This is a genomic window from Streptomyces sp. NPDC047085, assembly GCF_040643735.1.
Classification (GTDB): domain Bacteria; phylum Actinomycetota; class Actinomycetes; order Streptomycetales; family Streptomycetaceae; genus Streptomyces.
Genome location: NZ_JBEYUW010000015.1, coordinates 190715 through 212832, shown reverse-complemented (window position 1 = coordinate 212832; position 22118 = coordinate 190715). Strand labels below are relative to the sequence as shown.

18 protein-coding genes and 1 pseudogene are annotated in these 22118 nt (G+C 72.5%); 14 read left to right on the top strand and 5 right to left on the bottom strand.

The genetic code is table 11. The features are described from left to right. Window positions 1–131: 131 nt before the first annotated feature. The 9 genes from ABZ865_RS36580 to ABZ865_RS36540 all read left to right on the top strand — a co-directional run bounded on the left by ABZ865_RS36580 (window position 132) and on the right by ABZ865_RS36540 (window position 9360). Window positions 132–812 carry a response regulator gene (locus ABZ865_RS36580; protein ID WP_361240060.1) on the top strand — a complete coding sequence of 227 codons (681 nt, stop codon included), beginning with the start codon at window positions 132–134 and terminating at the stop codon, window positions 810–812. A gap of 124 nt (window positions 813–936) precedes the next feature. Next, complete coding sequence (locus tag ABZ865_RS36575) at window positions 937–3654, top strand: DNA translocase FtsK (RefSeq protein WP_361240058.1); 2718 nt, start codon at window positions 937–939, stop codon at window positions 3652–3654. A 299-nt stretch (window positions 3655–3953) separates the two neighbouring features. After that, window positions 3954–4802, top strand: coding sequence for a helix-turn-helix domain-containing protein (locus ABZ865_RS36570; RefSeq protein WP_361240056.1), 849 nt, complete (start codon window positions 3954–3956; stop codon window positions 4800–4802). Window positions 4803–4895: 93 nt separating this feature from the next. Continuing rightward, the gene (rimO, locus tag ABZ865_RS36565) at window positions 4896–6368 is read left to right on the top strand and encodes a 30S ribosomal protein S12 methylthiotransferase RimO (protein WP_361240054.1); all 1473 of its coding nucleotides are present in this window, start codon (window positions 4896–4898) and stop codon (window positions 6366–6368) included. Next, window positions 6365–7147 (top strand): CDP-diacylglycerol--glycerol-3-phosphate 3-phosphatidyltransferase, encoded by a 783-nt coding sequence (gene pgsA / locus ABZ865_RS36560; protein ID WP_361240052.1) that lies wholly within the window; start codon window positions 6365–6367, stop codon window positions 7145–7147. Before rimO ends, pgsA begins: the two co-directional genes overlap by 4 nt. Next, complete coding sequence (locus tag ABZ865_RS36555; protein ID WP_361240050.1) at window positions 7144–7689, top strand: CinA family protein; 546 nt, start codon at window positions 7144–7146, stop codon at window positions 7687–7689. Before pgsA ends, ABZ865_RS36555 begins: the two co-directional genes overlap by 4 nt. 109 nt (window positions 7690–7798) lie before the next feature. After that, complete coding sequence (locus ABZ865_RS36550; protein ID WP_351209052.1) at window positions 7799–8173, top strand: helix-turn-helix transcriptional regulator; 375 nt, start codon at window positions 7799–7801, stop codon at window positions 8171–8173. A 249-nt stretch (window positions 8174–8422) separates the two neighbouring features. Next, window positions 8423–8893 carry a DNA starvation/stationary phase protection protein gene (locus tag ABZ865_RS36545; RefSeq protein WP_361240048.1) on the top strand — a complete coding sequence of 157 codons (471 nt, stop codon included), beginning with the start codon at window positions 8423–8425 and terminating at the stop codon, window positions 8891–8893. 188 nt (window positions 8894–9081) lie between these two features. Continuing rightward, complete coding sequence (locus tag ABZ865_RS36540; RefSeq protein ID WP_361240046.1) at window positions 9082–9360, top strand: hypothetical protein; 279 nt, start codon at window positions 9082–9084, stop codon at window positions 9358–9360. On the opposite strand, the gene ABZ865_RS36535 is transcribed toward ABZ865_RS36540, so the two are convergent. The 3 genes from ABZ865_RS36535 to ABZ865_RS36525 all read right to left on the bottom strand — a co-directional run bounded on the left by ABZ865_RS36535 (window position 9308) and on the right by ABZ865_RS36525 (window position 16216). After that, the gene (locus ABZ865_RS36535; RefSeq protein ID WP_361240044.1) at window positions 9308–10072 is read right to left on the bottom strand and encodes an SDR family NAD(P)-dependent oxidoreductase; all 765 of its coding nucleotides are present in this window, start codon (window positions 10070–10072) and stop codon (window positions 9308–9310) included. The genes ABZ865_RS36540 and ABZ865_RS36535 overlap by 53 nt on opposite strands. Window positions 10073–10201: 129 nt before the next feature. Then, window positions 10202–11056 carry a DNA-formamidopyrimidine glycosylase family protein gene (locus ABZ865_RS36530; RefSeq protein WP_361240042.1) on the bottom strand — a complete coding sequence of 285 codons (855 nt, stop codon included), beginning with the start codon at window positions 11054–11056 and terminating at the stop codon, window positions 10202–10204. A gap of 72 nt (window positions 11057–11128) precedes the next feature. Further along, window positions 11129–16216, bottom strand: a complete 5088-nt coding sequence (locus tag ABZ865_RS36525; protein ID WP_361240040.1) for an ATP-dependent helicase — start codon at window positions 16214–16216, stop codon at window positions 11129–11131. 386 nt (window positions 16217–16602) lie between these two features. Between ABZ865_RS36525 and ABZ865_RS36520 the strand changes: the two are divergent. From ABZ865_RS36520 to ABZ865_RS36510, 3 genes and pseudogenes are all read left to right on the top strand, one after another. Beyond that, window positions 16603–17568, top strand: a pseudogene (locus tag ABZ865_RS36520) (AraC family transcriptional regulator). After that, a complete protein-coding gene (locus tag ABZ865_RS36515) occupies window positions 17466–18245 on the top strand; it encodes an AzlC family ABC transporter permease (protein WP_361240038.1) in 780 nt (259 codons plus the stop codon). Before ABZ865_RS36520 ends, ABZ865_RS36515 begins: the two are co-directional and overlap by 103 nt. Further along, window positions 18242–18550, top strand: a complete 309-nt coding sequence (locus ABZ865_RS36510; protein ID WP_361240036.1) for an AzlD domain-containing protein — start codon at window positions 18242–18244, stop codon at window positions 18548–18550. Before ABZ865_RS36515 ends, ABZ865_RS36510 begins: the two co-directional genes overlap by 4 nt. A 124-nt stretch (window positions 18551–18674) precedes the next feature. On the opposite strand, the gene ABZ865_RS36505 is transcribed toward ABZ865_RS36510, so the two are convergent. Further along, window positions 18675–19619, bottom strand: coding sequence for a hypothetical protein (locus ABZ865_RS36505; protein ID WP_361240034.1), 945 nt, complete (start codon window positions 19617–19619; stop codon window positions 18675–18677). An 80-nt stretch (window positions 19620–19699) separates the two neighbouring features. Here ABZ865_RS36505 and ABZ865_RS36500 point away from each other — a divergent pair, with 80 nt between their 5' ends. Further along, entirely contained in the window at window positions 19700–19894 is a 195-nt protein-coding gene (locus tag ABZ865_RS36500) for a DUF3046 domain-containing protein (RefSeq protein ID WP_100828598.1), read from the top strand. A gap of 74 nt (window positions 19895–19968) precedes the next feature. Then, entirely contained in the window at window positions 19969–21219 is a 1251-nt protein-coding gene (locus ABZ865_RS36495; RefSeq protein ID WP_361240032.1) for an AI-2E family transporter, read from the top strand. A 32-nt stretch (window positions 21220–21251) separates the two neighbouring features. On the opposite strand, the gene ABZ865_RS36490 is transcribed toward ABZ865_RS36495, so the two are convergent. Beyond that, window positions 21252–21995, bottom strand: a complete 744-nt coding sequence (locus tag ABZ865_RS36490) for a hypothetical protein (RefSeq protein ID WP_361240030.1) — start codon at window positions 21993–21995, stop codon at window positions 21252–21254. Window positions 21996–22118 lie beyond the last annotated feature (123 nt).

The following is a 22118-nucleotide window of genomic DNA, read 5'->3' as shown; positions in this document are numbered from 1 at the left end:
GTGACATCGCGGTGACAGGGTGTGGCGACGGGCGGGGTGCGGCTACGATGACCGGCACAAGGACGGGCGGCGAAAGGGAGTCGTCCCCTGGGGCGGCGCCCGGTGTACCGCCGGGGCGAGGAGGGCGGGCCATGGTGCAGAAGGCCAAGATCCTCCTGGTCGATGACCGGCCGGAGAATCTGCTGGCGCTGGAGGCCATCCTCTCTGCGCTCGATCAGACACTGGTGCGGGCATCGTCCGGGGAGGAAGCGCTCAAAGCACTGCTCACGGACGATTTCGCGGTCATTCTGCTGGATGTCCAGATGCCGGGCATGGACGGTTTCGAGACCGCCGCGCACATCAAGCGGCGGGAGCGGACCCGGGACATCCCGATCATCTTCCTCACCGCGATCAACCACGGCCCCCACCACACCTTCCGGGGCTACGCGGCGGGCGCGGTCGACTACATCTCCAAGCCGTTCGACCCGTGGGTGCTGCGCGCGAAGGTCTCGGTGTTCGTCGAGCTGTACATGAAGAACTGCCAGCTGCGCGAGCAGGCGGCGCTGCTGCGGCTCCAGTTGGAGGGCGGCGGCAAGGGCGCGGTCGCCGGCAAGGAGTCCGCCGGACTGCTCGCCGAACTCTCCGCGCGGCTCGCGGCCGTCGAGGAGCAGGCCGAGGCGCTGTCCAAGCAGCTGGACGACGAGTCCGCGGACGCGGCCGCGGTGGCCACGGCCGCCCATCTCGAGCGCAAGCTCACCGGGTTGCGCCGCGCGCTCGACGCCCTGGAGCCGGGGACGAACGGCAGCGGACCCACGGTGCCGACGCAGAACTGACGTATCGGGGCAGCGAGGTTGCCCATGAGCGGGCGTCAGTTCCGCGTCACGGCAAGGGCGACACGAACGGGTGAAGCACTGGGCACACGTGTCCGCTGTCGTCTCCCCCGGTAACCTCACACCCATGGCCTCACGTCCCTCCGCAGCCAAGAAGCCGCCCGCCAAGAAGGCGGCCGCTCCCGCGAAGGCTGCGGCGAAGAAGGCCGCCGCGAAGAAGGCCCCGGCCAAGAAGGCGCCCGCCAAGAAGGCTCCGGCGAAGAAGGCCGCGCCGCCCAAGCCGGCCCCGAACCCCACCGGGGGCGTGTACCGGCTCGTGCGCGCCCTCTGGCTGGGCGTCGCGCACGCGGTCGGCGCCGTCTTCCGAGGCATAGGGCAGGGCGCGAAGAACCTCGACCCGGCCCACCGCAAGGACGGTGTGGCGCTGCTGCTGTTCGGCATCGCGCTGATCGTCGCCGCCGGCACCTGGGCCGATCTGCGTGGTCCCGTCGGCGACCTGGTGGAGATCCTGGTCACCGGCGCCTTCGGCCGGCTCGACCTGCTGGTGCCGATCCTGCTGGCCGTGATCGCCGTACGGTTCATCCGGCACCCGGAGAAGCCGGACGCCAACGGCCGGATCGTGATCGGTCTGTCCGCGCTCGTGATCGGCGTGCTCGGCCAGGTGCACATCGCCTGCGGCTCGCCCGCCCGCAGCGACGGCATGCAGGCCATAAGGGACGCCGGGGGCCTCATCGGCTGGGCGGCGGCGACCCCGCTGTCGTCCACGATGACCGAGGTGCTCGCCGTACCGCTGCTGGTGCTGCTGACGATCTTCGGCCTGCTCGTGGTGACCGCCACCCCGGTCAACGCCATCCCGCAGCGCCTGCGCGGGCTCGGCGTGCGCCTGGGCGTGCTGCACGACCCCGTGGAGGACGAGTTCTCCGAGGACGACGAGCGGTACGACGAGCAGTGGCGCGAGGCGCTGCCCGCGCGCCCCCGCGGGCGCCGGAGCGCCCCCCGGGCGTACGACCCCGACGGCGCCGAGGAAGAGGCCCTCTCGCAGCGCCGCGGCCGCCCCAGGCGCTCCGCGGTGCCGCAGCCCGATCCGCAGCGGCGGATGGACGCCGTGGACGTCGCCGCGGCAGCCGCGGCCGCGCTCGACGGTGCCGTCCTGCACGGCATGCCGCCGTCCCCGCTCGTCGCCGACCTCACCCAGGGCGTGAGCGTGGGCGAGCGCGAGGAGACCACCCCCGTACCCACGCCCTCGCCGGTGCCCGCCCCCACCTCCCGCCCCAAGCAAGAGAAGCTCAGCGTCCCCGACCTCACGAAGGCCGCCCCCGACGCGCCCCGCGACCTGCCCGCGCGCGCGGAACAGCTCCAGCTCTCCGGGGACATCACCTACTCCCTGCCGACGCTGGACCTCCTCACGCGCGGAGGCCCCGGAAAGGCGCGCAGCGCGGCGAACGACGCGATCGTCGACTCCCTGCGCACCGTCTTCTCCGAGTTCAAGGTGGACGCCGACGTCACGGGCTTCACCCGCGGCCCGACCGTCACCCGCTACGAGGTCCAGCTCGGCCCCGCCGTGAAGGTCGAGCGGATCACCGCGCTCACCAAGAACATCGCGTACGCCGTCGCCAGCCCGGACGTGCGCATCATCAGCCCGATCCCCGGCAAGTCGGCGGTCGGCATCGAGATCCCCAACACCGACCGGGAGATGGTCAACCTCGGCGACGTGCTGCGCCTCGCGGAGTCCGCCGAGGACGACGACCCGATGCTGGTCGCCTTCGGCAAGGACGTCGAGGGCGGGTACGTGATGCACTCGCTGGCGAAGATGCCGCACATGCTGGTCGCCGGCGCGACCGGCTCCGGCAAGTCGTCCTGCATCAACTGCCTGATCACCTCGGTGATGATGCGGGCGACCCCGGAGGACGTCCGGATGATCCTGGTCGACCCCAAGCGCGTCGAGCTGACCGCCTACGAGGGCATCCCGCACCTCATCACGCCGATCATCACCAACCCCAAGCGGGCCGCCGAGGCGCTGCAGTGGGTCGTGCGCGAGATGGACCTGCGCTACGACGACCTGGCCGCGTTCGGCTTCCGGCACATCGACGACTTCAACCAGGCCATCCGCGACGGCAAGGTGAAGCTGCCCGAGGGCAGCGAGCGCGAGCTGCACCCGTACCCGTACCTGCTGGTGATCGTGGACGAGCTGGCCGACCTGATGATGGTCGCCCCGCGCGACGTCGAGGACGCGATCGTGCGCATCACGCAGCTCGCGCGCGCGGCCGGCATCCATCTGGTGCTGGCCACGCAACGGCCGTCGGTCGACGTGGTCACCGGCCTCATCAAGGCCAACGTGCCCTCCCGGCTGGCCTTCGCCACCTCCTCGCTCGCCGACTCCCGGGTCATCCTCGACCAGCCCGGCGCCGAGAAGCTCATCGGCAAGGGCGACGGCCTGTTCCTGCCGATGGGCGCGAACAAACCGACCCGTATGCAGGGCGCGTTCGTCACCGAGGCCGAGGTCGCGGCCGTCGTGCAGCACTGCAAGGACCAGATGGCGCCGGTCTTCCGGGACGACGTCGTCGTGGGCACCAAGCAGAAGAAGGAGATCGACGAGGACATCGGCGACGACCTCGACCTGCTGTGCCAGGCCGCGGAGCTGGTGGTCTCCACCCAGTTCGGGTCCACGTCCATGCTCCAGCGCAAACTGCGCGTCGGGTTCGCCAAGGCCGGGCGGCTCATGGACCTCATGGAGTCCCGGAACATCGTCGGACCGAGCGAGGGTTCGAAGGCTCGTGATGTTCTTGTGAAGCCTGACGAGCTGGACGGCGTGCTCGCGCTGATTCGCGGGGAGTCTGAGGGATAGGGCGACGGGCCGCCCGGCGTGTCGGATTACGCCGGGTGGCCGCATCGTCGTGACCTGCCCGTCCGAACTCGTGATCCACCCGTTAGAAGCCGGCGAGCAACCGTTTCCCTTTGACGTACGTCAAGTTGAGCGAGAGGACAGACACGGAGCCCAAGCTGGGCTTCGTGCCCGTTCCGCCGTCGGGCTGACCGGCCGATCCGATGGCGTACAAATCCCACTGCCCGGTTGCCCCACCCTTTCGTACCCCCCCTAGACTGAACCTCCAGCACAGGTGGCTTAAACGCTCGAAAGGCGCCCCCGTGTCCATCGGCAACTCCCCTGAAGACGAGCGTCCGTTCCAAGACGAGTCCGACGAAGTCCGTCCCTCCGTGGGCCGCGCACTGCAGCAGGCGCGCATCGCGGCCGGGCTCACCGTCGACGACGTCAGCAGTGCCACTCGCGTCCGTATCGCCATCGTGCACGCCATCGAGGCGGACGACTTCGCCCCCTGTGGCGGCGACGTGTACGCCCGCGGGCACCTCCGCACGCTGGCCAGGGCCGTCCATCTCGATCCCGAACCGCTGATCGCGCAGTACGACGCCGCGCACGGCGGGCGCCCCGCTCCCACCCCCGCGGCACCTCTGTTCGAGGCCGAGCGGATCCGTCCCGAGCGGCGCGGGCCCAACTGGACCGCGGCGATGGTCGCCGCGATCGTCGCGGTGATCGGCTTCGTCGGGTTCACCGCGGTCAAGGGCGGCGACAGCGGGAGCGACGGCAAGTCGCAGGTCGCCGGTGGCGGCGCCACACCCGCCGCCAGCAAGTCCGCCTCGCCCACGCCCAAGAAGGACAAGCCCGCCCCGCCGAAGTCCTCCGACCCGTCCGACAGCGCCATCGCGGCCGCGCCGCAGGACAAGGTGACCGTCCAGGTGAGCGCGGCCAACGGGCGCAGCTGGATCTCCGCCAAGGACCACAACGGCCGGATGCTCTTCGACGGGCTGCTGAAGAAGGGCGAGTCCAAGACCTTCCAGGACAGCTCCAAGATCAACCTGATCCTGGGCGACGCCGGTGCGATCCAGCTCTACGTCAACGGCAAGAAGATCGAGGACGACTTCCGGCCGGGCGCCGTCGAGCGCCTCACGTACACGAAGGGTGACCCCGAGGTCGGGTAAAGGGGCCTTCGACGAGCGGATGTGACGGGGTTGGCCAAGATCGGCCAACCCCGTCGACGTGGGGTGTCAGACAGACAAAGTAGTCTTGAGCCCATGCCTGAACGCCGTACCGTCGCACTCGTCACTCTCGGCTGCGCCCGTAACGAGGTGGACTCGGAGGAGCTCGCAGGCCGTTTGGAGGCGGACGGCTGGCAGCTCGTCGAGGACGCCGCGGACGCCGATGTCGCCGTGGTCAACACCTGTGGTTTCGTCGAAGCCGCCAAGAAGGACTCCGTCGACGCCCTCCTGGAGGCCAACGACCTCAAGGACCATGGCAGAACCCAGGCCGTCGTGGCGGTGGGCTGCATGGCCGAGCGGTACGGCAAGGAGCTGGCCGAGGCGCTGCCCGAGGCCGACGGCGTGCTCGGCTTCGACGACTACGCGAACATCTCCGACCGCCTGCAGACCATCCTGTCCGGCGGCATCCACGCCGCCCACACCCCCCGTGACCGGCGCAAGCTGCTGCCGATCAGTCCGGCCGAGCGCCAGGAGTCCGCCGCCTCCGTCGCGCTGCCCGGCCACGCCCCGGCCGACCTCCCCGACGGCGTCGCGCCCGCCTCCGGCCCGCGCGCACCCCTGCGCCGCCGCCTGGACGGCGCCCCGGTCGCCTCGGTCAAGCTCGCGTCCGGCTGCGACCGGCGCTGCTCCTTCTGCGTCATCCCGTCGTTCCGCGGCTCCTTCATCTCCCGCCGCCCCAGCGACGTGCTGAACGAGACGCGCTGGCTGGCCGAACAGGGCGTGAAGGAGATCATGCTGGTCTCCGAGAACAACACCTCCTACGGCAAGGACCTCGGCGACATCCGCCTGCTGGAGTCCCTGCTGCCCGAGCTGGCCGAGGTCGACGGCATCGAGCGGGTGCGCGTCAGCTACCTCCAGCCGGCCGAGATGCGCCCGGGCCTGATCGACGTGCTGACCTCCACCCCGAAGATCGCCCCGTACTTCGACCTGTCCTTCCAGCACTCCGCGCCCGACGTGCTGCGCGCCATGCGCCGCTTCGGCGACACCGACCGCTTCCTGGAGCTGCTGGACACCATCCGCACCAAGGCCCCCCAGGCCGGCGTGCGCTCCAACTTCATCGTCGGCTTCCCCGGCGAGAGCGAGTCCGACCTGGCCGAACTGGAGCGCTTCCTGAACGGCGCCCGCCTGGACGCCATCGGTGTCTTCGGCTACTCCGACGAGGAGGGCACGGAGGCGGCGACCTACGACGGCAAGCTCGACGAGGACGTCGTCGCCGAGCGCCTCGCCCACATCTCCCGGCTCGCCGAGGAGCTCGTATCGCAGCGCGCCGAGGAGCGCGTCGGCGAGACCGTGCACGTCCTCGTGGAATCCGTGGACGAGGAGGAGGGCGTGTACGGCCGTGGCGCGCACCAGGCGCCGGAGACGGACGGCCAGGTTCTGCTCACGAGCGGCGAAGGCCTGACCGTCGGACGTATGGTCGAGGCGAAGGTGGTCGGTACGGAAGGTGTCGACCTGGTGGCCGAGCCGCTGGCCGGCTCGCTCGCGTGTAGTGAGGAGGCGGGCAGATGACCGGAGTACCGGCATCCGCCGCGGGCGGCTCCTCCGGCGCGCACGGCGCCCGGGGCCATGCCGCCGCCGACGGCGCCGCTCCCAAGGCCGCCGGCTCTGCTCCCAAGGCCTCCGGCTCCGCTCCCGGCTCCGGCCCGGCGGGTGACACGAAGCCCGTGCGCGGCGGGAAGCTGGCGGCCGCTGCCGTCAACCAGGCCAGCGTGTGGAACGTCGCCAACCTGCTGACGATGCTCCGGCTGGTCCTCGTGCCCGGCTTCGTGGCACTGATGCTGGCGAACGGCGGCTACGACCCGGCCTGGCGCTCCCTCGCCTGGGCGGCCTTCGCCATCGCCATGATCACCGATCTGTTCGACGGTCATCTGGCGCGCACCTACAACCTGGTCACCGACTTCGGGAAGATCGCCGACCCCATCGCCGACAAGGCGATCATGGGGGCGGCGCTCATCTGTCTCTCCGCCCTCGGCGATCTGCCGTGGTGGGTGACGGCCGTGATCCTCGGCCGGGAACTCGGCATCACGCTGCTGCGTTTTCTGGTCATTCGCTACGGCGTGATCCCCGCCAGCCGTGGCGGCAAGCTGAAGACGCTCACCCAGGGCGTGGCAGTCGGGATGTACGTCCTGCCACTGACGGGGTGGCTGGCCACCCTGAGGTTCTGGGTGATGGCCGTGGCGGTCGTCCTCACCGTCGTCACCGGCCTCGACTATGTGAGACAAGCCATTGTGCTGCGCCGCCGGGGAATCGCCGAGCGCGCGGCGGCGTTGGAGGAGAACGAATCGTGAGTTCCACGGCCACCGAGCTGGTGCGACTACTGACGGTGAGAGGCGAGACGCTCGCTGCCGCCGAGTCGCTCACCGGTGGCCTGGTCGCCGCGGAGATCACGGCGGTGCCCGGCGCCTCCAAGGTGTTCCGGGGCTCGGTCACGGCCTACGCGACCGAGCTGAAGCAGCAGCTGCTGGGCGTCGACGCCACTGTGCTGGCCGAGCACGGAGCGGTGGACCCGCAGGTCGCCGCCCAGATGGCCGCCGGGGTGCGTAAGGCGCTCGGCGCCGACTGGGGCATCGCGACGACCGGCGTCGCCGGTCCGGACCCGCAGGACGGAAAGCCCGTCGGGACGGTGTTCGTGGCCGTCGACGGGCCGCTCACGGGCGGCTCCGGTTCTGCCGGTGGCGGAAAAGTGGAGGCCCTGCGGTTGAACGGCGACCGTGCGGACATTCGTATGGAGAGTGTACGGAGCGTACTCGCACGGCTCCTGAAGGAGCTTGCGGGCGAACAGACCGGGAATGAGCGGGCACAGGATACGGAACGGAACGGGGGGTTTTGATGTTTGCAGCCCTGAGTGAACACGACATCGCTCCCCGCACGGCCGCAGCGCGAGGCGGTACGGTGGGGCGAGAAGGATGCGGCTACGCGGTCCGAGGAGGGAGCCACCGATGATTCTGCTCCGTCGCCTGCTGGGTGACGTGCTGCGTCGGCAGCGCCAACGCCAGGGCCGTACTCTGCGCGAAGTCTCCTCGTCCGCCCGAGTCTCACTCGGCTATCTCTCCGAGGTGGAGCGGGGGCAGAAGGAGGCTTCCTCCGAGCTGCTCTCCGCCATCTGCGACGCGCTGGACGTACGGATGTCGGAACTCATGCGAGAAGTGAGCGACGAGCTGGCGCTCGCCGAACTGGCCCAGTCCGCCGCGGCCACCGAGCCCGTGCCCACGCCGGTCCGTCCGGTGCTGGGTTCCGTGTCGGTGACCGGTGTGCCACCGGAACGGGTGACCATCAAGGCGCCCGCCGGTGCGGTGGACGTGGTCGCCGCGTGACGTACGCGTCCGCGGTCTAGCGATCCGACAGATGTGAAGCCCCGTCCGGGCTTCTCCGGGAACTCCCGGGGGAGCGCGGTCGGGGCTTTCGCGTGCCCCGGTGCGCTTCACAGGGCTCCAGGTGCGCGCGGGCCTGGTGTGGCGGGTCCCAGTGCGTCTGTGGTGGCGGCTTTTGCTCCGTTTGCCGGTGTTCGGCGGGACGGTCATGGTGGAGGGACGTGATGGCCGCCGATGTGCCGGAGGAAGCGCATGTACGTGGTGAAGAGCCCGTTGCCCGACGACGATCTGAAGATCGTGTCCGAGGCGCTCCAGGGCGCGCTCGTCGACCTGGTGGACCTCTCACTGGTGGCCAAGCAGATCCACTGGAACGTGGTCGGACCCCGATTTCGGTCCATCCACCTCCAGCTGGACGAGGTGGTCGCCTCCGCCCGTACTCACTCCGACACGGTGGCCGAGCGGGCGTCCGCGCTGGGGGTCTCGCCGGACGGACGGGCGGCGACCGTGGCCTCCGGCAGCGGCATCGGGGCGACCCCGGGTGGCTGGATCAAGGACGCGGACGCGGTCGGCGCGATGGTGAAGGCACTCGGCGCGGTCATCACCCGTATGCGTGAACGGGTGACCGCGACCGCCGAGCCGGACCCCGTCTCCCAGGACATCTTCATCGGGATCACGGCGGACCTCGAGAAGCATCACTGGATGTTCCAGGCGGAGAACGCGTAGCGGAACCGGCCGGGGCAGAGGTGCCCGGCGTTGCATCGGTGAGCCCTTGGTGCGCCTTTCTCGCGGGTCGTGCGGCGGTCTAGGGTCTGTCTTCCGGATCAGGCCGGCTCCGGCCGACCGAGCCTCCTGGCCCGCGACCCCGGCAAGATCCGGAAGACAGGCCTAGCGTCCGGCTGGAGGTGGCGGCCATGGTGGAGCGGGCAGTGCGCTGGGGGGCCGGTCTCTGCTTGGGCGCGGCCTGGTGGTGGGCCGTGCTGCGGATCACCCTGGGGCAGGACGCGGGCGTTCTCGAAGGGGCCGTGGCGGTCGGAGGCTGGGGGCTGAGCCTGCTGCCGGTCCACTGCGTGCCCAAGGGGCGGGCGGCAGGGGCCGTGGCAACGGGGCGGTGGACGAGGGCCTGGCGGACGCAGGGCGCTACCACGGCATCGCCACACCCCCGTTCGGGCGAAGAATCTGACCCGTCGTGAACGCCGACGCGTCCGACGCCAGATGCAGCACCGTGTGCGCGACGTCGTCCGGCTCACCGACCCTGCCCAGCGGTGACATGCGCGCCATCAGCGACTCGGAGTGCGCCTGCGCCGCGCCGTCGTGACGGTCCGTCATGGGGGTGCGGATCCATCCCGGTGCGACCGCGTTGACCCGGATGCCGTGCCGGCCGACCTCCGTGGCCAGCGTCTTCGTCAACTGGACCACGGCCGCCTTCGCCGCGCCGTAGCACAGCAGCCCGGGGCCCCCGGTGTCGACGGCGCCGGAGGCCATGGTGACGATGCTGCCCCGGGTGCCGTGCTCGATCATCAGCCGGGCTGCCTCCTGGCAGGCGTACAGCACGCCCTTGAAGTTGACGTCGAGCACCCGGTCGAGATCCTCGTCCCGGGTCTCCAGGACGGGGCTGCTGTGCATGATCCCGGCGATCGCCGCCATCGCGTCCAGGCGGTGGCAGGAACGGACGGCCGCACCGAGAGCGGCCCGGTCGGTGACGTCGAGGACGTGTGTACGGGCGCTGCCGCCGCCGTCCTCGATCAGTTCGGCGGTGCCGCGCAGCCCGTCCGCGTCCCGGTCGGCGCAGTGCACCGTGGCTCCGGCCTCGGCCAGCAGAACGGCGGAGGCCCGGCCGATGCCGCCGGCGGCTCCGGTGACGAACGCGGTGCGTCCGGTGAGGTCGTACGCCATGAGGGGCATAGGGGGACGGTACGAGTGAATCTGACGGATCGTCAATTGGTCGGGTGGGGGCGGCTGGAGCGCCGGCGTGGGTCGGTGGGATGGGGAGCGCCGGCGTGGGTCAGCGGAACGGGGCGGGGATGGCGTGGGTCAGCGGAACGAAGAGGGGCGGCGCGGGTGGCGCTCGCGCCATTGCTGTGCCGCTCCCGGTGCCGGGGCGGGGCCGACCTGGCAGGTGGGGCACCAGTAGGTGGGGCGTTCCTGGGACCCGTCGCCCTGGTCGGCCACGCGGACCGAGGTGTGGCAGCGCAGGCAGGGGCGGGGCGCTCGGCCGTAGACGAACAGGTCGTGCCGGTGCAGGCCCGTGGTCTGGCGGACCGGGCGGTCGCGGTTGACCTCCAGGAGCTTCTTGGCGACGGCGGGCAGCTGGGCGGCGCGGTCCGCGGGCAGCGCGCCGACCGGCAGCCATGGGGTCACGCCGAGCAGGAAGCACAGCTCGCTCTTGTAGATGTTGCCGATGCCGGCGAGATTGCGCTGGTCGAGCAGGGCCTCACCGAGAGGCCGGGCGGGGTCCGCGAGGAGGTTGGCGAGGGCGCGCTCGGGGTCCCAGTCCGGGCCGAGCAGGTCCGGGCCGAGGTGGCCGACGACGCGCTCCTCCTCGCCGGTGCGCAACAACTCCAGCACCTGGAGGCGGTAACCGACGGCCGTGCGGTCGACGGTGCCGAGGACCACGCGGATCTGGTGGGCCGGGCCGCCCCGCCAGCGCTCGCCCGTGCCGTACACCTTCCAGGCGCCCTCCATGCGCAGATGCGTGTGGAGGGTCAGGCCGCCCTCGAAGCGGGTCAGCAGGTGTTTGCCGCGCGGTGCGGTGTTCAGAACCGTACGGCCGGTGAGGTCGACCGTGGCGTACTTCGGCACCCGGAAGTCGCTGCGGGTCAGCGCCTTGCCCGCGAGGGCCTCGTGCAGCCGCTTCGCGGCCTGCCAGACCGTGTCACCTTCGGGCATGGGTCCAGGGTGCCATGGCGGGACCGGGTCCGGCGGGCCCCCGGTGGCGGGCGGTGGGCTGCCGAGGTGCGCTCAGGCCCGCAGGCGCAGGCCGCGCGGGGTCGCTATGAAGCCGGCTCCTTCCAGGAGGGCGCCCATGGGGGAGGTCAGGGCCTGAGCGCCGTTGATCCGCTCGACCGTGACCGTGCCGAGGGAGCCCGCACGGGCGGCCGCGGCCAGGGCTTGCGCGGCCATGCGCAGGCGCGGATCGTCCTCGGCTGCGGTGTCCGGTGCGGCGGTCCAGGCCAGCAGGGTCTTGCCGCCGCGCTCCATGTACAGCGTCAGTTCGCCCTCGACCAGGACGACGAGCGAGCCCGCCTTGCGGCCCGGCTTGTGTCCGGCCCCGGTCGGCGGCTCGGGCCAGGACAGGGCCGCGCCGTAGGCGTTGGCGGGGTCGGCCGCGGCCAGGACCACCGCACGCGGGTCGGGGGCCGAGGCGCGGGTGCGGCGGTCGCCGAAGCGGCCGTTCGGCTGCGACCCGTACGGGGAGGCGGAGCCGCCTCCTCGGGGGCCGCCGTAGCCGGGGGAGGCGAAGGGGTCGGCGGGGGCGAGGTCGCGGGGGGACACGTAGTCGCCCGGAGCGGTTGGATGTTGCCTCGGGGGCCGGCCGAAGTCGCCGGGGGCGGCGGGGGTCGCCGGTGGCCAGGTGGGGCCGCCGGGAGTGACGGGATCGTCCTCCGGGGGCCACGTGAAGCCACTGGGAGTGGCGGGGCGGTCCCCAGGGGGCCAGGTGAAGCCGCCGTCGAGGCCCGGGTGGGCCAGCCCGCCGTCGCCCTGGTCGAACGGGCTCGGGGCGGTGTGGCCGCCGCCGAGGAGGAACGGGTTTCCGTCACCGCCGCCCAAGCCGTTCGCCGGGCCCGGGGCGGGCAGGGCCTCGCCGCGTTCGCGCGCGTTGGACACCGCGCGGAGCCGGTCGACCGCGCCGTCCATCGCGAACTGAGCGGCGCCCAGCCCCTCGACCACGTAACCGCGCCTCGCCTGGCCGCTCTCCTCGAAGGCGGACAGCACGCGGTACACCGCCGAGAAGCCGCCCTCGACGCCCTCCGCGGCGACCGCTCCCCGGGTCACCACCCCGTGCCGGTCGAGGAGCGTGCGGGCCCGTGCGTGGGCGCGCACGGTGGCGTCCGGTTCGGGGCCGGGGAGCAGGGACCAGCGGCCCGCGACGGTCGGCGGGCCGGTACGGGAGGCGGTCCGCGCCGCGGCGGTCAGGGAGCCGTAGCGCCCGCGCGGGACGGTGCGCTTGGCGCGGTGCGCCGTCGAGCCCGCCGTACGGCCGGAGCCCAGGAGGGAGCGCATCGGGGCGAGGGTGTCGTTGGTGAGCCGCCCGGACCAGGCCAGGTCCCACAGGGCGTCGGCCAGTTGGGGATCGGTGGTGTCGGGGTGGGTGGTGGCGCGGACCTGGTCGGCGATCTGTCGGAAGAACAGGCCGTAGCCGCCGGAGAGGGCGTCCAGGACGGACTGGTGGAGCGCGGTCAGCTCCAGGGGGTGCGGTGGCGGCAGCAGCAGCGGGGCCGCGTCCGCCAGATAGAGGGAGACCCAGCCGTCCTTGCCGGGCAGCGCGCCTGCTCCGGCCCACACCACCTCGCCCGCGGCGGTGAGTTCGTCGAGCATCGACGGCGTGTAGTTCGCCACCCGGGACGGCAGGATCAGCTTCTCCAGCGCGGACGCGGGCACGGACGCGCCCTGCAACTGCTCGATGGCACGCACCAGTCCGTCCAGACCGCGCAGGCCGTGGCCCCTGCCGATGTGCTGCCACTGCGGCAGGAACTGCGCCAGCGCGGCGGGCGGCACCGGCTCCAGTTCGTGCCGCAGCGCGGCCAGGGAACGACGGCGCAGGCGGCGCAGCACGGCCGCGTCGCACCACTCCTGGCCGATGCCCGCGGGGTGGAACTCGCCCTGTACGACTCGGCCGCTCGCGGCGAGCCGTTGCAGAGCGCCCTCGGTGACCGCCACGCCCAGGCCGAAGCGGGCCGCGGCGGTGGCCGATGTGAAGGGGCCGTGGGTGCGGGCGTAGCGCGCGAGGAGGTCGCCGAGGGGGTCCTTGACCGGCTCGGTGAAGGCCTCGGGGACGCCGACCGGCAGTGCCGTGCCGAGCGCGTCGCGCAGGCGGCCCGCGTCCTCGACGGTTGCCCAGTGGTCCGCGCCGGCGATGCGGACCTTGATGGCCCGCCGCGCCGCGGCCAGTTCCGGTGCCCACTGCGGCTCGGCGCCGCGCTCGACCAGCTCGGCGTCGGTCAGCGGGCCGAGCAGACGGAGCACGTCGGCGACGCCCTCGACGTCCTTGACCCGGCGGTCCTCGGTCAGCCACTGGAGCTCGCGCTCGAGCTCGGTCAGCACCTCCGCGTCGAGCAGCTCGCGCAGCTCCGCCTGGCCGAGCAGCTCGGCCAGCAGTCGGGAGTCCAGGGAGAGCGCGGCGGCGCGGCGCTCGGCGAGCGGGGAGTCGCCCTCGTACAGGAACTGGGCGACGTATCCGAAGAGCAGGGAGCGGGCGAAGGGGGACGGCTCCGGGGTGGTGACCTCGACCAGGCGGACCTTGCGGGACTCGATGTCGCCCATCAGCTCGACCAGGCCGGGAACGTCGAAGACGTCCTGGAGGCACTCGCGGACCGCCTCCAGGATGACCGGGAACGAGCCGAACTCGCTCGCCACCTGGAGCAACTGGGCCGCACGCTGACGCTGCTGCCACAGCGGGGTGCGCTTGCCGGGGTTGCGGCGCGGCAGCAGCAGCGCGCGGGCGGCGCACTCGCGGAACCGGGAGGCGAACAGGGCGGAGCTGCCGACCTGGTCGGTGACGATCTGGTCGACCTCGCCCTTGTCGAAGGCGACGTCCGCCGCGCCGACCGGGGCCTGCTCGCTGTCGTACTCGGTGCCGGCCTTCATGGGCTCCTGGTCGAGCAGGTCCAGGCCCATCAGGTCGGCGTCGGGCAGGCGCAGCACGATGCCGTCGTCGGCGTGCATGACCTGCGCGTCCATGCCGTAGCGCTCGGAGAGGCGGGCGCCGAGCGCGAGGGCCCAGGGGGCGTGGACCTGGGCGCCGAAGGGGGAGTGGATGACGACCCGCCAGTCGCCCAACTCGTCGCGGAAGCGCTCGACCACGATCGTGCGGTCGTCCGGGACATGACCGCAGGCCTCGCGCTGCTCGTCCAGGTACGACAGGACGTTGTCCACGGCCCACGCGTCCAGGCCCGCGGCGAGCAGGCGCGGCCGGGCGTCCTCCTTGGTCTGGGAGCCGACCTCGCGCAGGAACGCGCCCACCGCGCGGCCCAGTTCGAGCGGGCGGCCCAGCTGGTCGCCCTTCCAGAACGGCAGCCGGCCCGGCACGCCCGGCGCGGGGGAGACCAGCACCCGGTCGCGTGTGATGTCCTCGATGCGCCAGGAACTCGTGCCCAGCGTGAAGACGTCGCCCACCCGGGACTCGTACACCATCTCCTCGTCCAGCTCGCCGACCCGGCCGCCGCCCTTCTTGGGGTCGGAACCGGCGAGGAAGACGCCGAAGAGGCCCCGGTCCGGGATGGTGCCGCCGGAGGTGACGGCCAGGCGCTGGGCGCCCGGGCGGCCGGTGATCGTGCCGGCCACGCGGTCCCACACCACGCGCGGGCGCAGCTCGGCGAACGCGTCGGACGGGTAGCGGCCCGCGAGCATGTCGAGGGTGGCCGTGAACGCCGACTCGGGGAGCGAGGCGAAGGGTGCCGCGCGGCGGACCGTGGCGAGCAGGTCGTCGTACTGCCAGGTGTCCAGCGCCGTCATGGCGACGAGCTGCTGGGCGAGCACGTCCAGCGGGTTCGCCGGCACCCTCAGGGACTCGATCCGGCCCGAACGCATCCGCTCGGTGACCACCGCCGACTGCACCAGGTCGCCCCGGTACTTGGGGAAGACCACACCGGTGGACACCGCGCCCACCTGGTGCCCCGCGCGGCCCACCCGCTGCAGCCCGGAGGCCACCGAGGGCGGGGACTCGACCTGCACGACGAGGTCGACGGCGCCCATGTCGATGCCCAGCTCCAGGCTGGACGTGGCGACCACGGCGGGCAGCCGGCCCGCCTTCAGGTCCTCCTCCACGAGGGCGCGCTGCTCCTTGGAGACCGAGCCGTGGTGCGCGCGGGCGATCACCGGGGGCGCGCCCTGGGCCGCGCCCGAGCCGCCCATCAGCTCGGCCGGGGCGTGGTGCTCGTCCAGCGTCTCGCCGGTCGCCCGCTCGTAGGCGATCTCGTTGAGCCGGTTGCACAGCCGCTCCGCCAGGCGCCGCGAGTTGGCGAACACGATCGTCGAACGGTGGGCCTGGACCAGGTCGGCGATCCGCTCCTCCACGTGGGGCCAGATCGACGGCCGCTCCGCCCCTTCATTGCCGTCGGCGGCCGGGGAGCCGCCCAGCTCGCCCATGTCCTCGACCGGGACCACCACCGACAGGTCGAACTCCTTGCCGGACTCCGGCTGGACGATCTCCACCTTGCGGCGCGGCGACAGATACCGGGCCACCTCGTCCACCGGGCGGACGGTCGCCGACAGACCGATCCGGCGGGCCGGCTTCGGCAGCAGCTCGTCCAGCCGCTCCAGCGAGAGCGCGAGGTGCGCGCCGCGCTTGGTGCCCGCGACCGCGTGCACCTCGTCCAGGATCACCGTCTCCACGCCCGTCAGCGCGTCGCGCGTGGACGACGTCAGCATCAGAAAGAGCGACTCCGGGGTGGTGATCAGGATGTCCGGCGGTCGCGTGGACAGGGCGCGCCGCTCGGCGGCCGGGGTGTCGCCGGACCGGATGCCGACCTTGACCTCGGGCTCGGGCAGGCCCAGACGCACGGACTCCTGGCGGATACCGGTCAGCGGGCTGCGCAGGTTCCGCTCCACGTCGACCGCGAGGGCCTTCAGCGGGGACACGTACAGCACCCGGCAGCGCTTCCTCGGGTCGGCCGGAGGAGGGGTCGAGGCCAGCTGGTCCAGGGCGGCGAGGAACGCGGCCAACGTCTTGCCCGAGCCGGTCGGGGCGACCACCAGCACGTCCGAGCCCTGCTGGATGGCCTGCCACGCGCCCGCCTGGGCCGCGGTGGGCGCGGAGAACGCCCCCGTGAACCAGCCGCAGGTCGCGGGGGAGAAGCCGTCGAGGGCTCGGTGTGCGGAGCTGACCATGCGTCCATCCTGCACCCCGCCACTGACAATCGCTCTGACCTGGGCAAACGGGACGGGTGGGGGGGTGGTGGCCGTGGTGGGCCGTCGGGCGTGGCGGAGGGGCTGCCCGGTGTGGGGAAGAGGGGATGGCTCGTCGGGCGCGGAGGAGGGGGCGGGTGGTCTGCGGGGGGGCTTGTGGGTGTGGTGGGCCGGCGGGCGTGGCACGGCGTGGCCCGCCGGGCATGACGGAGGGGCGCCGGGCGTGGCGGAGGCTGGCCCGCCGGGCTCGGGGGAGGGGTGCTGGGTGTGGGTGTGGGTGTGGGGGTGGAGGGCGGTAGGCGGTGTGGCGGAGGTTGCCCACTAAACGGGGCGGAGGGGGTCCGGAGGGCGTGGCGGAGAATGGGCGTATGGCGGGTTCAGGGGAGCGGGCGCGGCACTGGCGGTACGAGGAGCTGCCCGGCGTCGACCTGCTGCGGGCCCGGTACATCCGCAAGACCTTCGTCCGGCACACCCACGAGAACTTCGTGATCGCGGCCATCGCCGACGGGGTCGAGGTCTTCCAGCACCGCGGCTCCGACGTGTCCGCCGGGGCGGGAGCACTCGCCCTGGTCAATCCGGACACCCCGCACACCGGCCGGGCCGGCGTGCCCGAGGGCTGGCGGTACGGCGCGGTCTACCCGTCGCCCGAGGTGGTGGCCCGCATCGCGGCCGAGACCACCACGATCCGGGGCACGCCCGGCTTCGTCAGTCCGGTCCTCGACGATCCGTACACCGTTCGCCTCGTCCACCAGGTGCTCCGCGCCGCCGAGGAGGGCAACGCACTGGCCGCCGACACCCTGCTGAGCGTGGCCGTGACCAGGCTGCTGCGGCTGAACGGCGGGCCCCTGCCGCAGCGCCGGACGCGGACGGCCGGTGCCGTGGTCGCCGCACGCGCGCGTGCCGTCCTCGAGGAGCGGATGGCCGAGCCGCCGACCCTGGAGCGCCTGGCCACCGACCTCGGGACCAGCCCCTTCGCCCTGCTGCGGGCGTTCCGCGACGCCTACGGCATGCCCCCGCACACCTGGCTGACCGACGCCCGGGTGCGCCGCGCGCGGCTCCTGCTGGACGCGGGGACCGCCCCGGCCGAGGCGGCGGTCGCCGTCGGCTTCACCGACCAGCCCCACCTCAACCGGCACTTCACCCGGATCGTCGGCGTACCCCCGGGCGCCTACCAGCGCGAGCGCAAGAACGTACAAGACCCGGACTGAAGAGCGGCCGTACCGTCCGAGGCGTGGCACAACGACAGACAGCACTCGCCGACAGGACCGCCGAGGACGTGGGAAAGCCGGACCGAGCCGTCGTACGGGACGCCTTGGGCGTCGGCGTCGCCGTAGGACTGTCCGGGTTCGCCTTCGGGGTCACCTCGGCGGGCAGCGGGCTCGGACTGCTCCAGACCTGCGCGCTCAGCCTCCTGGTCTTCACCGGAGCCTCCCAGTTCGCCCTGGTCGGCGCGCTCGCCGCCGGGGGCAATCCGTTCACGGCCGCCGCGGGCGCCTTCTTCCTGGGCGTGCGCAACGCCTTCTACGGGCTGCGCCTGTCACAGCTGCTGGCCCTCCCGCGCGCGGTGCGGCCGCTCGCCGCCCAGTGGGTGATCGACGAGACCACCGCGGTGACCCTGGCCCAGCCGGGCCGGCGGGCCGCGCGGATCGGCTTCACCGTCACCGGGCTCAGCCTGTACCTGCTGTGGAACCTGACCACCCTGCTCGGTGCCCTGGGCGCCAAGGCCATCGGGGACACGGACGCCTGGGGCCTGGACGCGGCCGGGCCCGCCGTCTTCCTGGCCCTGCTCGCCCCCATGCTGAAGACGCCCACCGAGCGCGTGGTCGCCGGGCTCGCGGTCCTCCTGGGCCTCGGTCTGCTGCCGGTCCTGCCGGCCGGAGTACCGGTCCTGGTCGCGGCGCTGGCGGCGCCGATCGCCCTGTTCGCAGAGGGCCGCCTCCGCCCCGGCCGTGCCGACGGCGACGCACCGGACTCGGCTGCCGTAGAGAGCGCATCGGAGGAGGATCGTTGAACACCTGGATCGCCATCGGTATCACCGCTGTCGGCTGCTACGCCGTCAAGCTCGCCGGACTGCTCGTGCCGGCGGGCGCCGTGGAGCGGCCGCTCGTCCGGCGGCTCGCCGCCCTGCTCCCCGTCGCTCTCCTCGCCGCGCTCACGGCCCAGCAGACGTTCGCCGACGGGCACGCGCTGGTGCTGGACGCCCGGGCAGCGGGGCTCGGCGCGGCCGCCGTGGCACTGGTGCTGCGCGCGCCGTTCCTGCTGGTCGTGGCGGCCGCCGTGGTGGTGACGGCGGGGATGCGCGCCCTCGGCGGATGAGGGGCCCGTCGGAGAACGCGGCGGGCCGTCGGCCGAACAACGTGCCTGGTCAGCCAGTGAAGCGGGGAGCCAGGTCGGCCCCGTAGCGGTGTGACCGGGTCAGCGCACGGATCGGTGGGCCCGGTCAGCCGACGAAGCGGCCGTACGCCCGGAGGATGCGCAGGGACTCGATCGTCACCATGGGGCGTGCCTCCAGCGCGGGAACCGGCGCCCACTGGCGCCAGCGGACCGGCCAGCCGCCGTCCTTCTGCTGCTCGGCGGCGAGGAAGTCCAGGGAGCGTGCCATCTCCTCGTCCGTGAACCACGCGCGCGCGAGCGACTGAGGGCTCTTGGCGAAGTCGTGCGGGAAGTGGTGCTCGCCCGGGGCGTACCCGGGGGCGACCGGATACGCGTCCAGGCGGTCCGGATCCAGCGCGGCGAGCCGCTGCTCACGCACCAGGCGACCGAGCCGGTCGGCCGCCGCCTGCGCGCGCGGGCGGTCGGGAGCGGAGTCCAGGAAGGCGACGGCGGCCTCCACCTCGTAGGGATGGGACTTCGCCAGGGACTCCACCGCTTGCCAGCAGAAGTCCGTCGCGCGGAACAGCCACGCGTGCCACACCTCGTTGCGGTGCAGCAGGCCCACCACCGGCCCGGTCGCCAGCAACTCCGCCGGAGGGTCGTCCACGACCGGCACGAACGGCGCCACCGGATAGCCGCGCTGGCTGGGACAGATCGCCGGCAGCGCGCCGTCCGCGGTGGACACGGACGTCAGATACCGGCACACGCGCTCCACCCGCTGCCCGCCGCAGCGCCCGACGGCGTCCAGCACGCGCAGCGCGTGCCCGGTGTGCAGGGGCTGGCTCACGGGGCCGCGCAGGTCGGGTTCCAGCGCGTGGCCGTACCCGCCGTCCTCGTTGCGGTAGGCGTCCAGGGCCACCTCCACCGGATCGGCGGCGCCGTTCAGGAAGTGGTACGCGAAGAGCCGCTGCTCCAGCACGCGCGCGGTGAGCCAGACGAACTGTTCGGCGCGGAAGAGCGGGGAGCGCGCCTGGGGCGTTGGGGGGAGTGGGGAAGCTCCTGTTTCGGCCATGCGTCAGACCGTAGGACGGAAAGCGGTCTCGGCAAGCGGTCCCGTGCGGGGCCCACTCTCAGGGGCGGGATACTGGAGTCATGCGGTTGACGGTCTTCTGGCAGCGGATGGCGGAACACTTCGGTCCGGGGTACGCCGAGAACTTCGCGCGCGATCACGTCATGTCCGAGCTGGGCGGGCGCACGGTGAACGAGGCCCTGGACGCCGGCTGGGCGGCCAAGGACGTGTGGCGTGTGGTCTGCTCGGTCATGAACGTGCCCGCGGAGAGGCGCTGAGCGGCAAGCGGTGACGGGCTCCGTGGATCACACGGGCGCACGGGGCACTCGTCGGTATGGGTGAGACTTGGCCCGTGGCTCCCATTGACGACACCGAGCCGGTAGACCGGCACGCAGCATCCCCGACCGGTACGACGCCGTCCGCCCGGCCCCCTGCCGACGGCGCCGCCGCCGCTCCGAGCGGCCGTATGCCGCGCTGGCTGCCGCGCGCCATGGTGCTCGCGCTCGCCCTGATCGCCACGTTCCAGTTGGGGAGCTGGGCCTTCCACCAGCTGACCGGGCTCCTGATCAACATATTGATCGCGTTCTTCCTGGCCCTGGCGATCGAGCCCGCGGTGAGCTGGATGGCCGCTCGCGGGATGCGCAGGGGGCTCGCCACCTTCCTGGTCTTCCTCGGCCTGGCGATCTTCGTCGCGGGCTTCATCACCTTGCTCGGCTCGATGCTGGCCGGCCAGATCATCAAGATGATCGAGGGCTTCCCGGACTATCTGGACGCGCTCATCAACTGGGTCAACCAGAAGTTCCACACGGACCTCAGGCGGGTGGACGTCCAGGAAGGCCTGCTGCATTCCGACTGGCTGCGCAAGTACGCGCAGACCAGCGCGGCCGGCGTTCTCGATGTGTCCACCCAGGTGCTCGGCGGCCTCTTCCAGCTGCTCACCGTCGCGCTGTTCTCGTTCTACTTCGCCGCCGACGGCCCCCGGCTGCGCCGCGCCCTGTGCTCCGTCCTGCCGCCCGCGCGCCAGGCCGAGGTGCTGCGCGCCTGGGAGCTCGCCGTCGACAAGACCGGCGGCTACCTCTACTCGCGCGGCCTCATGGCGCTCATCTCCGGAATCGCGCACTACATCCTGCTGCAGGCGCTCGGAGTGCCGTACGCGCCCGTGCTCGGTGTCTGGGTGGGGCTCGTCTCGCAGTTCATCCCGACCATCGGCACCTACCTCGCGGGCGCGCTGCCGATGTTGATCGCGTTCACCGTTGATCCCTGGTACGCGGTGTGGGTGCTGATCTTCGTCGTGGTCTATCAGCAGTTCGAGAACTACATGCTGCAGCCCAAGCTGACCTCCAAGACCGTCGACATCCACCCGGCCGTCGCCTTCGGCTCGGTGATCGCCGGCACCGCCCTGCTCGGCGCGGTCGGCGCGCTGATCGCCATCCCGGCCGTCGCCACGCTCCAGGCGTTCCTCGGGGCCTACGTGAAGCGGTACGACGTCACGGACGACCCCCGCGTGCACGGGTACCGCTCCCGCGGGCCGAGCGGGCCAGGGATGCTCACCCGGATACGGCGGCCGCGGGAGAGCCGGGCCGAAGCGGAGGAGCCCTCATAGGGACGTAGGGACCCTTTCAGGAGGGAATGCCTTCAGTACGTCAGCACCGCCCACACCCCCGCCCCGGCGACAGTGGCCCCGTAACAGCTGGCCGCCGTCGCCACGAGCCGCCACCGCGTCCGCTCGCTCCACGTGGTGCGGGACAGCAGCCAGGCCAGCAGCGGCAGGACCAGTACGGCGTGCAGGCTCACCCCGTGCAGCGGCTTGAGCGGGGCCGTCGAGTGGTAGGCGGCCTCCTGGTGGCCGGTCCGGGTGAGGACGACCCCGCGCGCGATCATCGCCGCGCCCGACGCCAGGGCCACGAGCAGGAAGGCGAACCCGGAGCGCACCGCGAGCGGCATGCCGGCGGGGCCCGTGGGCCGGTGCCGGAAGGACGCGACGGCGAACACGGTGAGCAGCGCCACCAGGACGCCTCCGCCCACCGCGAGCGTCATGGACACCGTCGTGTCGAAGGGCGTCTCCATGTTCAGGTGGGAGGGCACCCGGCGCCACGCCTGAAGAGTGATGCCGCCGACCTCCACCACGCAGTCCGCGGCGAAGACGACGAGCAGCACCGTACGCAGCCGCTCTCCGACGCGCAGGTATGACGTGACCCAGGCGAGCGCGATCAGCGTCACCCCGAAGGACAGCCCGAAGGTGACGGGCTTGCGCCAGGAGACGGGCCCGTACCAGGGGCCGCCGTCGACCGCGAACACCACGAGGTGGACGAGACCGGAGAGCACCAGGAGCAGACCGGTGGCGTGGCAGAGCCGTTCGACGGAGCGCGCGTTCTTCATGCGCCAAGGCTCCCGGGGGCGCCCCGGCCCCGTCGTCGTCCCGCCGAAGACAGCCGTCGTACGCCACCGGGAGTAGCGGTACCCGGCGCGGGGGAGGGGGAACCCGCCACCGGGCGATCGACT